This window comes from Spirosoma lituiforme (assembly GCF_054776635.1).
Window position 1 is genome coordinate 1,265,289 of sequence record NZ_BAAHBO010000001.1, and the last position, 12,727, is coordinate 1,278,015.

At 51.3% G+C, this 12,727-nt stretch carries 13 protein-coding genes; 8 read left to right on the forward strand and 5 right to left on the reverse strand.

Annotated elements, in window-relative coordinates; translation table 11 throughout:
- The first annotated feature begins 54 nt into the window (after window positions 1-54).
- On the forward strand, window positions 55-888 hold the full coding sequence (locus tag ACYU87_RS05390) for an aminotransferase class IV (protein WP_461132995.1): 834 nt from the start codon (window positions 55-57) through the stop codon (window positions 886-888).
- Here ACYU87_RS05390 and ACYU87_RS05395 read toward each other — a convergent pair.
- A complete protein-coding gene (locus ACYU87_RS05395; protein WP_461132996.1) occupies window positions 865-1,551 on the reverse strand; it encodes an ABC transporter ATP-binding protein in 687 nt (228 codons plus the stop codon). The genes ACYU87_RS05390 and ACYU87_RS05395 overlap by 24 nt on opposite strands.
- 337 nt (window positions 1,552-1,888) lie before the next feature.
- Here ACYU87_RS05395 and ACYU87_RS05400 point away from each other — a divergent pair, with 337 nt between their 5' ends.
- Window positions 1,889-2,587 (forward strand): head GIN domain-containing protein, encoded by a 699-nt coding sequence (locus ACYU87_RS05400; RefSeq protein ID WP_461132997.1) that lies wholly within the window; start codon window positions 1,889-1,891, stop codon window positions 2,585-2,587.
- Between the two features lie 93 nt (window positions 2,588-2,680).
- A complete protein-coding gene (locus ACYU87_RS05405) occupies window positions 2,681-3,820 on the forward strand; it encodes a 5-(carboxyamino)imidazole ribonucleotide synthase (protein WP_461132998.1) in 1,140 nt (379 codons plus the stop codon).
- Window positions 3,821-3,852: 32 nt separating this feature from the next.
- On the opposite strand, the gene ACYU87_RS05410 is transcribed toward ACYU87_RS05405, so the two are convergent.
- Entirely contained in the window at window positions 3,853-4,704 is an 852-nt protein-coding gene (locus ACYU87_RS05410; protein ID WP_461132999.1) for a fumarylacetoacetate hydrolase family protein, read from the reverse strand.
- A gap of 88 nt (window positions 4,705-4,792) precedes the next feature.
- Here ACYU87_RS05410 and recO point away from each other — a divergent pair, with 88 nt between their 5' ends.
- Both recO and ACYU87_RS05420 read left to right on the forward strand, forming a co-directional pair.
- Window positions 4,793-5,485, forward strand: a complete 693-nt coding sequence (gene recO / locus ACYU87_RS05415; RefSeq protein ID WP_461133000.1) for a DNA repair protein RecO — start codon at window positions 4,793-4,795, stop codon at window positions 5,483-5,485.
- An 11-nt stretch (window positions 5,486-5,496) separates the two neighbouring features.
- Window positions 5,497-5,844: a hypothetical protein gene (locus ACYU87_RS05420; protein ID WP_461133001.1), complete on the forward strand. Its 348-nt coding sequence runs from the start codon at window positions 5,497-5,499 to the stop codon at window positions 5,842-5,844.
- Here the strand turns inward: ACYU87_RS05420 and lptB are convergent.
- Complete coding sequence (gene lptB, locus ACYU87_RS05425) at window positions 5,841-6,572, reverse strand: LPS export ABC transporter ATP-binding protein (protein ID WP_461133002.1); 732 nt, start codon at window positions 6,570-6,572, stop codon at window positions 5,841-5,843. The two genes, ACYU87_RS05420 and lptB, sit on opposite strands and share 4 nt — an antisense overlap.
- 110 nt (window positions 6,573-6,682) lie before the next feature.
- Here lptB and ACYU87_RS05430 point away from each other — a divergent pair, with 110 nt between their 5' ends.
- A complete protein-coding gene (locus ACYU87_RS05430) occupies window positions 6,683-7,909 on the forward strand; it encodes a DUF2252 domain-containing protein (protein ID WP_461133003.1) in 1,227 nt (408 codons plus the stop codon).
- 125 nt (window positions 7,910-8,034) lie between these two features.
- Here the strand turns inward: ACYU87_RS05430 and recJ are convergent, their stop codons facing one another.
- A complete protein-coding gene (gene recJ / locus ACYU87_RS05435; protein ID WP_461133004.1) occupies window positions 8,035-9,777 on the reverse strand; it encodes a single-stranded-DNA-specific exonuclease RecJ in 1,743 nt (580 codons plus the stop codon).
- A 40-nt stretch (window positions 9,778-9,817) separates the two neighbouring features.
- Here recJ and ACYU87_RS05440 point away from each other — a divergent pair, with 40 nt between their 5' ends.
- Window positions 9,818-10,240, forward strand: a complete 423-nt coding sequence (locus tag ACYU87_RS05440) for a DUF2141 domain-containing protein (protein ID WP_461133005.1) — start codon at window positions 9,818-9,820, stop codon at window positions 10,238-10,240.
- A 190-nt stretch (window positions 10,241-10,430) separates the two neighbouring features.
- Window positions 10,431-11,903, forward strand: coding sequence for an IMP dehydrogenase (guaB, locus tag ACYU87_RS05445; protein ID WP_461133006.1), 1,473 nt, complete (start codon window positions 10,431-10,433; stop codon window positions 11,901-11,903).
- 76 nt (window positions 11,904-11,979) lie between these two features.
- On the opposite strand, the gene ACYU87_RS05450 is transcribed toward guaB, so the two are convergent.
- Window positions 11,980-12,717: a metallophosphoesterase family protein gene (locus ACYU87_RS05450; protein WP_461133007.1), complete on the reverse strand. Its 738-nt coding sequence runs from the start codon at window positions 12,715-12,717 to the stop codon at window positions 11,980-11,982.
- Window positions 12,718-12,727: the final 10 nt, after the last annotated feature.

Genomic DNA, 12,727 nt, shown 5'->3' on the forward strand with positions numbered 1-12,727 from the left:
ACAAACTTACCTTCGGCACAGCTATCGTTTTGGGATAAACGGCGCAAACTAAGTATGTTTCTGGTTTATAATTCGGATATATTGGCTGAAGGCGATTTTCACCTGTCCACTAATGACCGCGCTTTTCAGTACGGTGACGGCCTTTTTGAGACCATTCGGTACGAAGCGGGCCGGATCTGGTTTTGGGCCGACCACTTTACGCGCCTGTCGGCGGGGATGTCGGCGCTTCACCTGACGCCCCCGAAAAATTTTACTGCTGATTCTGTTCACCAAGCTATTTTACAGCTCCTCACGGCCAATAACCTGGTCCATCAATCGGCCCGCATCAAGATTCAGGTCTGGCGGCAAACGGGGGGGCTGTATACGCCGGTTACCAACGAGGCAAATGTCCTGATCACGGCGCGACCCGGACACTCTTTTTCAATCACAGAAAAAGCCCAAACAGGAATTTATGACGCCTTTCGGTTATCGCCCTCCCCTGTCTCGGCTTTTAAAACCCTGAATGCCCTTCCCTACGTGCTGGCGGGCCTATACAAAGAGCAGCGTAAACTCGATGATGTTATTTTGCTCGATACCAAGGGGCACCTTGCCGAATGCCTGGCCTCTACCCTGTTCTGGTACGCCAACGAAACACTCTACACACCTTCTCTCAAAACCGGCTGCATCAATGGCATTATCCGTCAGCAGTGTTTACGCAGTGCCCCAGGTTTGGGCATCGCTCTGCAGGAAGGCCTGTACCAGCCCGACATGCTCAGCGAAGCCGAAGCTGTATTCTGCGCCAATGTGATGGGCGTGCAGTGGCTGAATCAGGTAGATAATGATCGTATAAATCCGTCAGACGAAGTAAAAGAGCGACTTGGTTTGCTATGGCGTTACATCCAGAACTGATGGTTCCAGCCAGCCGTCTTTCAACCGTATAATCCGGGACCCATATTCGGCATTGACTTCCGAGTGCGTCACCTGAACGATGGTTACACCGTCTTTTTGATTCAACTCCCGGAATATTTCCATAATGTCGCGGGCCTGGTCGGAGTGGAGATTGCCCGTTGGTTCATCCGCAAAAATAACGGATGGGTTTGCCGCCAATGCTCGGGCAATGCCCACCAGTTGCTGCTGTCCACCCGATAACTGGGCCGGAAAAAGATCCTTCCGGGCCACGATGTTGAACCGGTCGAGTAACTCAGCCACGCGGCTTTTACGCTCCGAACCACTTAGTCCCTTGTAAAGCAAAGGCGTTTCAATATTTTCATACACGGTCAGCTCGTCAATCAGGTGATAGGCCTGAAACACGAAGCCGATCTGCGTCCGGTGAAGTTCGGTACGCTTTTTTTCAGATAGCTTCTGAACCGGCTGATCGTCGAGCAGGTATTCCCCTTCGGATGGTTCTTCCAGTAGACCCAGGATGTGTAGTAACGTGGACTTACCCGACCCCGACGGCCCCATGATGGACACAAATTCGCCCTTGGCAATATCAAGGGTAATATTACGCAGCACATAAACCCGTCCAAAACCCGCCGGATAGTATTTAGAGACGCTGTGGAGTTGAATCATAATTAATTACTTTTGACAAGGTTTTTCACGTAGATCAGTTCCGTTTCCGGTAAGTACGCCGGGCAAAATTGAGTTGTCCAGGAATGGTGGTCAGCGCGTTTTTGGCCTGCTGACCCTAAACGATAATCCAAGTTTCAATTTAACTTCTTTTCTTTAGTGGTTCAAGCGCCGTGCCAGAATCATAAACCGCTAATTGACAGAATTTTACCGACCACTCTATCGTCAGTAACGTCCGCTTACGGACAAATATACCGTTGAAATCGGACACCTTCGGGTTCACCATGCAACGAAACTGGCTTTTACGTCGTCTATTAATAAATCTTAAACCATCTACACAATGAAAGCAATTGCTCTAGTTCTTTTCATGCTGGTAGCGGGTTCGCACACCGCCAGTAGCCAAACGAAAAAAGACCGGGCGGTTTCCGGTTTCACGGGGCTTAGTATAACCAGTGGCATAGACGTTTACCTGACGCAGGGCAATTCTGAAAAATTGACCCTCGACGTAAAAGGTATCGATGAGGATCAGATCGTTTCCAGAGTAAAAAATGGTGTTCTCGAACTCTACATCGACCGGAAGGGAATGAACTGGGGTGGCAACCGGGGCAATTCCGTAAAGGCTTACATTACCTTCAAACAGCTGACCAACTTGCAGGCCGGGGGCGGCTCCGACGTCTTTGGTCAGGGAACCTTATCGTTCAACGATCTGAATCTGGACGTATCAGGTGGATCTGACTTAAAGCTGGACCTCAAAGCGGATCGCTTAAATGTGTCAGCATCGGGTGGGGCGGACGCCGTTTTACAGGGATCAGCCCGGACGCTCAACGCCAGTGGCTCAGGCGGCTCCGACCTCGATGCCCGCAAACTCATTGTTGAAACATGCAATGCCACGTCTTCCGGAGGCTCCGATGTGTATATCAACGCCAGCAAGGAAATGAGTTTAAAGGCGTCGGGAGGCTCCGACATCTATTATTACGGCCAGGGCAGAGTGCTGGCAAGCAGCAAATCGGGTGGGTCGGATATTCAGCGGAGAGATTAGAAAAAGCGCGAAAGAGTGAACGAGTGAAAGCGTGAATAACTAATTTCGCTCTTTCACTCGCTCATCGCACCGGCGACCCGGTCTTTTACCATTTTGACACCTACCATCGGAATCCTCGGCGGGGGCCAGCTTGGCCTCATGCTTCTGCAAGCTTCTATTGACTGGAATCTGCGCGTTCATGTACTCGATGCCGACGCCGAAGCGCCCTGCCGACATCTTTGCACACAGTTCACGCAGGGTTCACTAACTGATTATGACACGGTTTATCAGTTTGGTCAGGCCGTTGACGTACTGACCATTGAAATCGAGCGTGTCAATGTAGACGCGCTCGAAGCCCTCGAACGCGAGGGGAAGCGAGTATTTCCACAGCCTTCCGTCATCCGTATCATTCAGGATAAGCGACTGCAGAAGCAGTTTTATCGGGACCATAACTTACCCACCGCCGACTTCATTTTAACGGATACGCGTGCCGACGTAGCTCTGCTGGACATTCAGCAACCCGATTTTCTGCCTGCTTTTCATAAGCTTGGCCGCGATGGCTACGATGGCCGGGGTGTTCAGCGGATTGCGTCAGTTGCCGATGTTGGGAAAGCGTTCGATGCGCCCGGTGTGCTCGAAAAAGCGGTTGATTTTGAGAAAGAGCTAGCCGTAATTGTAGCCCGTAACGAACGGGGCGAGATGCAAACCTTTCCAACGGTCGAGATGGTGTTTCACCCCGAATTGAATCTGGTGGAATACCTGTTTGCGCCAGCGGAAATCTCCGACGCAATAGACCAGCAGGCGCAGGACATTGCCCGTCGTACTACCGAAGCCTTCGGCATCGTGGGGTTACTGGCGGTTGAGCTGTTTCTGGATAAGCAGGGTAACGTGCTGATCAACGAAGTCGCTCCGCGCCCGCATAACAGCGGTCATCACACCATGCGCGCTAACGTCACGTCGCAATTTGAGCAGCATTGGCGGGCGATCCTGAACTATCCCCTCGGTGATACTACGGCCTATCAACCTGCTGCCATGGTTAACCTGCTCGGCGAAGAGGGCCACACAGGTCCTGCCGTTTACGATGGCTTAGAAAACTTACTAGCCATGCCCGGCGTGTTTCCGTTTTTTTACGGCAAAGCCATTACCAAACCTTTTCGCAAAATGGGGCACGTCACCGTCATGGACCATTCGTTGGCTGATTTACGGAAAAAAGTAGGCGATGTTCAGCGAGGAATCCGAGTAATATCCACGTAGAGACGCAAGGATGCGTCCGTACGTGAACGTGGTTATGCAACCGTGTTTTCCAGCGTTCCGATGCCGTCGATGGTAATGCTAATTTCGTCTCCCGACCGAAGGGTAAAATTGTCGGGAGGCACAATGCCCGTACCCGTCATCAGAAAGCAGCCGTATGCGAACGAGCATTCTCGGTACAGGAACGAGACGAGTTCCGTATGGTGCCGTTTCATCTGGCTGATGGCAATGCTATTGGTAAAAGCCGCCTGTTCGTCGCGAATAATTTCCAGTCGTATCTGGGTATCAGGCGCAATGGGCGCTTTCGGAACGTACAGACACGGACCGAGGGCTGCGCTGCCATCGTAGGTTTTGGCCTGGGGCAGGTACAACGGATTTTCTCCTTCAATACTCCGCGAACTCATGTCATTGCCGCAGGTGTAGGCCACAATTTTACCCGATGAGGTGATAAACAGCGTTAACTCGGGCTCCGGCACGTTCCAGGTCGAATCGGCGCGAATACGAACCGCTGCGCCGGGTCCTACCACACGCTCGGGAGTCGACTTGAAAAATAATTCGGGCCGCTCAGCGTCGTAAACCCGGTCGTAAAAGGCAGACCCGCCCCCAGTATCGCCCGCCGATTTCTTCGACTCCTCCATCCGAGCGTCGCGGCTCCGCAGGTACGTTACGCCCGATGCCCACACTTCCTGCCGACCGATGGGTGCCAGCAGGCCGGTTTTCGTCCAGGTCTGGTAGTCATCGGATGGCGTGGCGACTGCTGTCAGCGTAAGTAAAAATTCGTGCAGGTCGTCCCGATTAACCAACTCGTCCCAATCATCGACGGGTACCGAGTAAAACTGATTTTGATAGTTGACGACAACACCGGAGCGGGTTTTGTAGAGATTCATAGAGAAGAAACTAAGCGATAATTGGCCAACAAACAGACCGATTTACCGGTAAAAGATGTTATAGCAGGTAGTTTACTGTCAACCCGAGATGCTTCAAAAAACACGGGGTATTGCCCTCAGCTATATTCGTTACCGCGAAACCTCCATCATTGCCCGCGTATACACCGAAGAATTTGGCCTGCAAAGCTATATTGTCAACAGTGTACGGACGGCAAAGAGCAAGCACAACCGCATCGCGCTTTTTCAGCCGCTCACCTTACTGGAAATGGTTGTTTATTACAAAAGCGACCGCGATTTGACCCGGCTTTCGGAAGTCAAGACGAATTACCCGTTCCAGAGCCTGCCTTTTGACGTGGGGAAATCGACCATCGCCATGTTTGTCACGGAGATGCTCAACAAAGTTCTGAAAGAAGAAACGGGCAGTCCCGTACTTTTCCGGTTTCTGATGGAATCGGTGGTTTTTCTGGAAGAAGCGAAGGCAAACTACGAGAATTTCCACCTGATCTTTCTGCTGAAGCTATCCTTTTTCCTCGGTTTCGGACCCGAAAATGCCCGTGAGTTCGAGAGCCAGCTTCGCGAGAACGCCTATCCTTTTTTACCCGATGAAGAGATGGACAAGGCACTCAACACGATGCTGCGTAAGCCATTCGGCACCCCCGTCAAGCTGGACCGATCGGCGCGCAATGAACTGGCCGACGCACTCGTTGCGTACTACCACATCCACATTGACTCGCTGGGCGAGGTAAAATCGCTGCCGGTGTTGCGCGAAGTAATGGGATAATTATCAAGTTTATGCAGCCCATTACGTTTGAACACTTTACCAATTTCATTCGACAGCATACAGGCGTTTCCCGTAAGAAACTCATTACACCATCCACTCAGTTTGAGAACGATCTGGGCATCACCGGTGATGATGGCATAGAACTTCTGGAAGCGGTAGAGAAACACTATGGTGTTGATTTAGGGAACAACGAACAGGGTTCCCGTAACCTGTTTAATCTGGCCCCGAATGAGTCCCTGTTTCACGGCGAAGGATTTAGTATGCCGCTCTGGTGGTTTGGTTTTGGTCAGAAACCTGTTGTTCGCGGGTTTACGGTCGGCGAGTTATATACCGTCCTTCAGGCATTACAGTCACACTAAACCTTACGTTTCAGTTCGAAATGTTGCCCTAGGTACACCCGGCGCACCTGTTCGTCGTTGGCTAGCTCTTCGGCAGTCCCCTGCTTCAGGATTTTCCCTTCGAACAGCAGATAAGCCCGGTCGGTGATGGAAAGCGTTTCGTTTACGTTGTGGTCGGTAATCAGAATGCCAATATTCCGGTGCTTCAGCTTGGCGACAATACTCTGAATATCTTCAACGGCAATGGGATCGACACCGGCAAAGGGTTCATCGAGCAGAATAAATTTGGGATCAACGGCCAGCGCCCGGGCAATCTCCGTCCGTCGGCGTTCGCCCCCGGATAGTACCTTGCCTTTGCTTTTCCGAACGTGCGTCAAACTGAATTCTTCCAGTAATTCTTCTACCTTCTCTTTTTGCTTGGTTTTGGGTAAGTCGGTCATTTCCAGAACAGCCAATACGTTTTCTTCAACCGACAAATCGCGGAATACGGATGCTTCCTGCGCCAGATAGCCCAGACCAAGACGAGCCCGTTTGTACATCGGCAAATCGGTTACATCGGTGTCGTCGATAAACACTTTCCCGCTGTTCGGCTTCACCAGGCCAACGGCCATGTAAAACGACGTCGTTTTACCAGCGCCATTCGGGCCCAGGAGCCCCACAATTTCGCCCGTTTCAACCTGATAGGATACGTTGTTGTTAACCAACCGCGATCCGTATTTTTTAATTAAATTTTCAGTTCTGAGAATCATTCTTGTCCGTTCTTGCTGCACACTGGTCACACAAAGTTCGGGCTTATACCAACCACTGACAACTATATTTAAGTATCTGCTACCCTATTCGTCGTTAATTAACAAATATTATGGTTGCCAACTCCACCCCCTTTCGCATTCGTTCGTTCAACGCTGACCGGAATCCCGTCTTGATAAAACGAAAATACGCGGCCATGCGCGAAAACTCTTTCCGATTTTTTCGGGGAACCAGTCACCTCTTCAATCAGGATATTCCCGCGGATTCGTTTCTTTGGAACGCACCCCTAACCTGGAACGTCGGCGATCTTCACATTGAAAACTTCGGTTCGTTCAAAGCCGATAATCGAGTGACCTATTTCGACCTGAATGACTTCGACGAGTGTATTCTGGCCCCTAACCTGATCGACCTGGCCCGCCTTACCTGTAGCCTGTTCGTGGCCGCCGATGATCTGAAGCTGACCGATACCGATATAAGCCAGCTAGCCGAATCCCTTACTAACTCGTATGCCCTTACCCTGGCTCGCGGCTATGTTCGGCAACTGGAACAGGATACGGCAACCGGCATCATTCGCCACCTTCTGCGTTCGGTCGATTGCCGGAAACGGCATCTGTTTCTGGAAAGCCGGGTCACGTACAAAAAACGCAGCGCTCAGTTTCGGAAACGATTATTACTCGCCCCAAAAATTGATCAGGCAACGAAAAGTCGTATTACCGATGCAATTAATGAGTGGGCAGCCACTCAACCTGATCCTCGTTTTTTCTCGGTGCTGGATGTAGCCCACCGCGTAGCCGGAACAGGTAGTCTGGGTATCGAACGGTTTATGATTCTGGTTCGGGGAGCCGGGCGTCCAGGAAAGGAGTACCTCCTGGATCTAAAAAAAGCCGGGCCATCGACGCTTCAAGCCCGTTTGGCGGATAAACAGCCTTTCTGGTTTAACGATGCCGCACGGATTGTCGACGTCCAGAAACGTGTTCAGGCCGCTTCCCCCGCGCTGCTTCAGCCATTGGTGATGCCCGATGGTACGTCGTATGTACTGCGTGAACTTCAGCCCAGCGAGGATAAAATCAGCCTGACCGAATTAAGTGGCAAGGTAAAGAAACTGAATAATCTGGTTAACAGCATGGGCCGCCTGTGCGCGTGGGGCCATCTGCGCAGCGGTGGTCGGCAAGGATCAGCCATCACCGATGACCTAATCGCTTTCGGGCTGGATTACAGCACCTGGCGTGACCAGCTTATTGCGTATGCCCGTCAATATGCCCGGCAGGTCAAAACGGATTACGCGGCTTATCGCCTTGCTTACGACGCGGATTACTTCACGGCCACATCAACAAGCTAGTGTTCACCAACCAGACAATCGAAACGGGTGCTACTCTTGGGGTTGGCCGGGTCGCCGGTGCGATTTTTTGTTGTGGTGTCGGTTACTCATAACCGACACCACACACCGCCTAAAAACTAACGATTTTACATTGGCTTCACGTCCTTGAGCATTAGTTGCAGCGTCGTATTTCCGTTGTAGTGGTTTTGTTCGACCTGGTAGCAGATTGAAAACGGCTGACCGGGGCGGAGCAGATCGGCAATAGGAGCAAAGCCAAACCCAATGGCCGTTAAGGCTTGCCCACCCCTCCCCTGACGAACGTTTATTTTGAGGTGTTTCTCCTTCATAATGATCGGTTCGCTAACCAGATATACATCCTCCGTCATGAACGTAGGCTGTAAATTGTGGGGACCAAACGGCCCCATCTGCCGAACGATCCGGTACAACTTATCGCTAATTTCACTGAAATCCAGCGGCAGATCAATGTCAATCAGGGGCGTCAGATGTTCTTCTTTAATGGTACGCGCCACTACCTCTTCAAACTTTTTCCGAAAGGCATCAATGTTACTGACCGACATGGTCATGCCAGCCGCAAAGGTGTGACCACCAAACTGTTCCAGCAAATCGGAACATTCTTCGATGGCTTCGTATACATCGAAACCCGGTACCGACCGCGCCGATCCGGCGGCCTTGTCGTTCGACTGGGTCAGAATGATGGTGGGGCGGTGAAAGTGCTCAATGCAGCGCGAGGCCACAATACCAATCACTCCCTTATGCCAGGTGGCATCAAACAGCACGGTGCTTTTAGCTTGCGTCAACAGCTCATTTTCGCGAATCATAGCCAGTGCCTGTTCCGTAATGCTGCTGTCAAACTCGCGTCGGCTATTATTGTGCTTATTAATGGCTATGGCAAACTCGTCGGCTTCTTCTTCCGATTCGGCCAGCAGGAGCTGCACGGCCGCTTTGGCGTGCTGAATTCGGCCAGCGGCATTGATCCGCGGCCCAAGCCCGAACACGAGGTTAGTGATGTCCAGCTCCCGCGAGAAACCGGCTATTTTGATCAGCGCTTTCAATCCGGTGCGCGGGTCCGAATTTATCTGCTTCAGCCCATAGTACGCCAGAACCCGGTTTTCGCCGGTAACCGGCACAATATCCGACGCAATACTGACCGCCACCAGATCCAGACAGGGATACAACTGGCTTAAGTCAATTTCCTTGTGCAGACAAAACGCGTGCAGCAGTTTAAAGCCCACGCCACAGCCGCTCAGTTCTTTGTAAGGATATAAGCAGTCTTCACGCTTGGGATCAAGTACGGCGGCTGCGTCGGGCAGTTCGTCGCCCGGACGGTGGTGATCACAAATGATAAAGTCAACCCCGAGGGCTTTGGCCTCAGCGACCCGATCAACCGATTTGATACCACAATCCAGGGCAATAATCAGGGAGAAACCGTTCTCGGCGGCCCACTGTACACCCTGCTGCGAAATACCGTAACCTTCTTTATAGCGGTCCGGAATATAATAATCGATGGCCGTATGGTAATTTTTCAGAAAGCCATACACGAGCGCCACCGACGTGGTCCCATCCACATCATAATCGCCATAAATCAGAATCTTTTCCTGCCGTTCGGGACGCATAGCCACGTTCAGACGCGCAATGGCCCGATCCATGTCCTTCATTTCGAAGGGGTTATGCAAATGACCAATCTCGGGACGAAAGAACATCCGCGCTTCTTCGTAGGTTTGTACACCCCGTTGTATCAACAGGGCCGCCAGAAACGGGCTCACGCCGAGCGAATGGGTCAATGTCTCTATGGCGCCCTGCTGTTCTACCGAGTCGGGGAAGGGTTTGGTGATCCAGCGTTTTACAGGAGTTGGCGGTTGGGCTATCATAATTGCAAGATAAATCCGTTTTTAGACAAATACTGTATCTATGCTCATTTTGCTTTCGGCGTTAAGCCTTTTCTTGTCCGGCGGAGAGCCGATTGAATCGCCCAAAAAGACCAACCTGCACGTTGAAATTCAGAACGTTCGTACCCTGAAAGGCGACGTTTACATTGCGTTGTTCAACGTAAAAAACGCCTTTCCTGAAGGAAAGCCACTGGAAGGTAAAAAGTTGGAAGCAACGGATAAAAACGTTCAAGCGACTTTTTCCGTCGAGCCGGGCGACTATGCCGTTGCAGTTTACCACGACGAAAATGGCAATGGAAAAATGGACAAGCGCGTCTTTGGGATTCCAAAAGAACCTTACGGATTCAGCAATAATTTTCGGCCCACCATGTCGGCCCCCAAATTCAGCGACTGTCAGTTCAGCGTCGGTAACACCAATAAATCGATCAGTATAAAACTGAACTAGACGGGCGCAACCGAATCGTCGTCGTTCCGGGATTAGCTTGGTTTTCCCCACGATTGCCGCCTAGGGTACGGGCTTTGAAGCGAATCTTGGGTGTAAAATAGAGAATTGGTATGAATCCTACAGGAAAGACTGGGCTATTCAAAAATTATTCGTAATTTTGTCTGGCAAATAACATCACTTGTTAATTGCCATGAGCTTAGATACCAGTAAGTTTCTTTACGAGGCTCTCACCTACGACGACGTATTGCTCCTGCCTGCCTATTCGGAGGTACTCCCACGCGATACGCAAACCGTTACCCAACTCACCCGCAACATCCAGCTAAATGTTCCTCTGATTTCGGCGGCTATGGATACCGTTACCGAATCGGCACTGGCCATTGCGATGGCGCAGGAAGGGGGCATCGGTATCATTCACAAAAACATGAGCATTGACGCTCAGGCCGATCAAGTTCGGAAAGTAAAACGCTCGGAGAGCGGGATGATCATTGATCCAATCACACTTCTCGAAACGGCTACGCTCGCCGATGCGCTGAAGATCATGCGGGAGTTTAAAATCGGTGGGATTCCCGTCGTAGATGAGAACAACAAATTGGTGGGCATTCTCACCAACCGCGACCTGCGTTTCCAGAGTGATCTGTCGCAACCCGTAACGGGTATCATGACGCGTAATAACCTGATTACAGCGCGGGAAGGACTAACCCTCGAAGAAGCGGAGAGCATTTTGCAGCAGTATCGGATTGAGAAACTGCCGATCGTCAACAACGAGTATCATTTGGTGGGGCTGATTACCTACAAAGATATTCTTAAGAAGAAGAGCCATCCCAACGCCTGTAAAGACGAACTGGGCCGGTTACGGGTGGGCGCAGCCGTTGGCGTTACCCCCGATTTGACCCGGCGCATTGAAGCGCTGGTAAAAGCAGGGGTTGATGTGATCAGTGTCGATACGGCCCATGGTCACTCAAAAGGTGTTCTGGACGCCGTTCGGAGCATCAAACAGCAATTTCCGAAACTACAGGTTATGGCCGGAAACGTAGCGACGGGCGAAGGGGCGAAAGCCCTGGCCGATGCCGGTGCCGACGCCGTAAAAGTTGGTGTAGGACCGGGTAGTATTTGTACCACCCGTATCATTGCCGGCATTGGTATGCCCCAGCTGACGGCTGTTTACGAAGCTGCGAAAGCGCTGCAAGGCACGGGCGTTCCGGTTGTTGCCGATGGGGGCATTCGTTTCTCGGGCGACATCACGAAGGCGCTGGCCGGTGGTGCCAGTACGGTTATGATCGGTTCGGTTCTGGCTGGCACCGAAGAGGCTCCCGGCGAAATAGTTCTGTACGAAGGACGCCGGTTCAAAACCTACCGGGGCATGGGCTCGGTGGAAGCCATGGAAGACGGATCTAAAGACCGCTACTTCCAGGATGCCGAAGACGACATTAAAAAACTAGTTCCCGAAGGCATCGTTGGGCGGGTTCCGTTTAAAGGGAAGGTTTCCGAAATTGTGTACCAGATGGTTGGTGGGCTGAAAGCGGGAATGGGTTACTGTGGTGCTATTGACATTCCGACACTTCAGCAGGCCAAATTCGTAAAGATCACCACAGCAGGTGCCCGCGAAAGTCACCCGCACGACATCTCGATTCAGAAAGAAGCGCCCAATTATTCGGTCAGATAGGTTTTGGTGTAGAATGATATAGGATGTATGGATATAGACTATAAAATGTGTCTATATCCATACATCCTATATCATTCTATGGGTTAATATAGAATACGGCACTGGATGTTCCATGCGTAGTCAGGTTCACCTCGCGGATGCCAATCTTGTAGCTGTCAATGGCGAATTCGGGAGAATCCTGGCTCATCTGGTAAAAGGTGGAAGGCGTCAGTAGCACAATCAAGTTTCCCCGCTGGACAACCTTTTCTACGTGGTAATGTCCACAAATTACCGTTACGTGGCAGGGCAAATCGCGGACTAATTCGAGAAATTCGTCGCTCTGCTGAAACGCGTATTTCTGGTCCATAAATACCACATCGGCAGCCAACGGTGGATGGTGCATGAAAATTACGACATTGTTATCGCGCAGCGCCTGAAAATATTCCCGAAGCCAGACCCACTGATTTTCGGAAAAGAACCCTTTCGAGGAATCTAAAAACAGGGCCGGTCTCCCCTCAAGGGGCAGTGCGTAATACAGTTCGCCGGTGTGCAAATCATGTCGCTTGTTGAATACGCTGGCCAGCATCAGCGAGTCGTCGTGATTACCCGAAATGACATAATTCGGGAAAGGGAGCGTGTCTATTTGCGCCTTCACCCATTCGTACGTTGCCTGATTACCAGCCGTATCGCAGATGTCTCCGCCAAGTACCAGACAATTGGGTTTCAAGTCGGCTACGTACGCCAGCGCTTTCAGAAAGTTTTGTCGGACATCTACGTTTTGCACGAGTTCACCGTCAGCGCCCAGGTGCAAATCGGTCAGGAAAGCGATACGCATGATTAAGAAA

What these genes read in the sequence shown, in the direction of transcription:
- ACYU87_RS05400 (WP_461132997.1), top strand. Translation starts at nt 1,889, where the DNA reads ATGAAAGCAATTGCTCTAGTTCTTTTCATGCTGGTAGCGGGTTCGCAC.
- ACYU87_RS05395 (WP_461132996.1), bottom strand. Translation starts at nt 1,551, where the DNA reads ATGATTCAACTCCACAGCGTCTCTAAATACTATCCGGCGGGTTTTGGA.
- ACYU87_RS05440 (WP_461133005.1), top strand. Translation starts at nt 9,818, where the DNA reads ATGCTCATTTTGCTTTCGGCGTTAAGCCTTTTCTTGTCCGGCGGAGAG.
- recJ (WP_461133004.1), bottom strand. Translation starts at nt 9,777, where the DNA reads ATGATAGCCCAACCGCCAACTCCTGTAAAACGCTGGATCACCAAACCC.
- ACYU87_RS05450 (WP_461133007.1), bottom strand. Translation starts at nt 12,717, where the DNA reads ATGCGTATCGCTTTCCTGACCGATTTGCACCTGGGCGCTGACGGTGAA.
- lptB (WP_461133002.1), bottom strand. Translation starts at nt 6,572, where the DNA reads ATGATTCTCAGAACTGAAAATTTAATTAAAAAATACGGATCGCGGTTG.
- guaB (WP_461133006.1), top strand. Translation starts at nt 10,431, where the DNA reads ATGAGCTTAGATACCAGTAAGTTTCTTTACGAGGCTCTCACCTACGAC.
- ACYU87_RS05420 (WP_461133001.1), top strand. Translation starts at nt 5,497, where the DNA reads ATGCAGCCCATTACGTTTGAACACTTTACCAATTTCATTCGACAGCAT.
- ACYU87_RS05430 (WP_461133003.1), top strand. Translation starts at nt 6,683, where the DNA reads ATGGTTGCCAACTCCACCCCCTTTCGCATTCGTTCGTTCAACGCTGAC.
- recO (WP_461133000.1), top strand. Translation starts at nt 4,793, where the DNA reads ATGCTTCAAAAAACACGGGGTATTGCCCTCAGCTATATTCGTTACCGC.
- ACYU87_RS05410 (WP_461132999.1), bottom strand. Translation starts at nt 4,704, where the DNA reads ATGAATCTCTACAAAACCCGCTCCGGTGTTGTCGTCAACTATCAAAAT.
- ACYU87_RS05390 (WP_461132995.1), top strand. Translation starts at nt 55, where the DNA reads ATGTTTCTGGTTTATAATTCGGATATATTGGCTGAAGGCGATTTTCAC.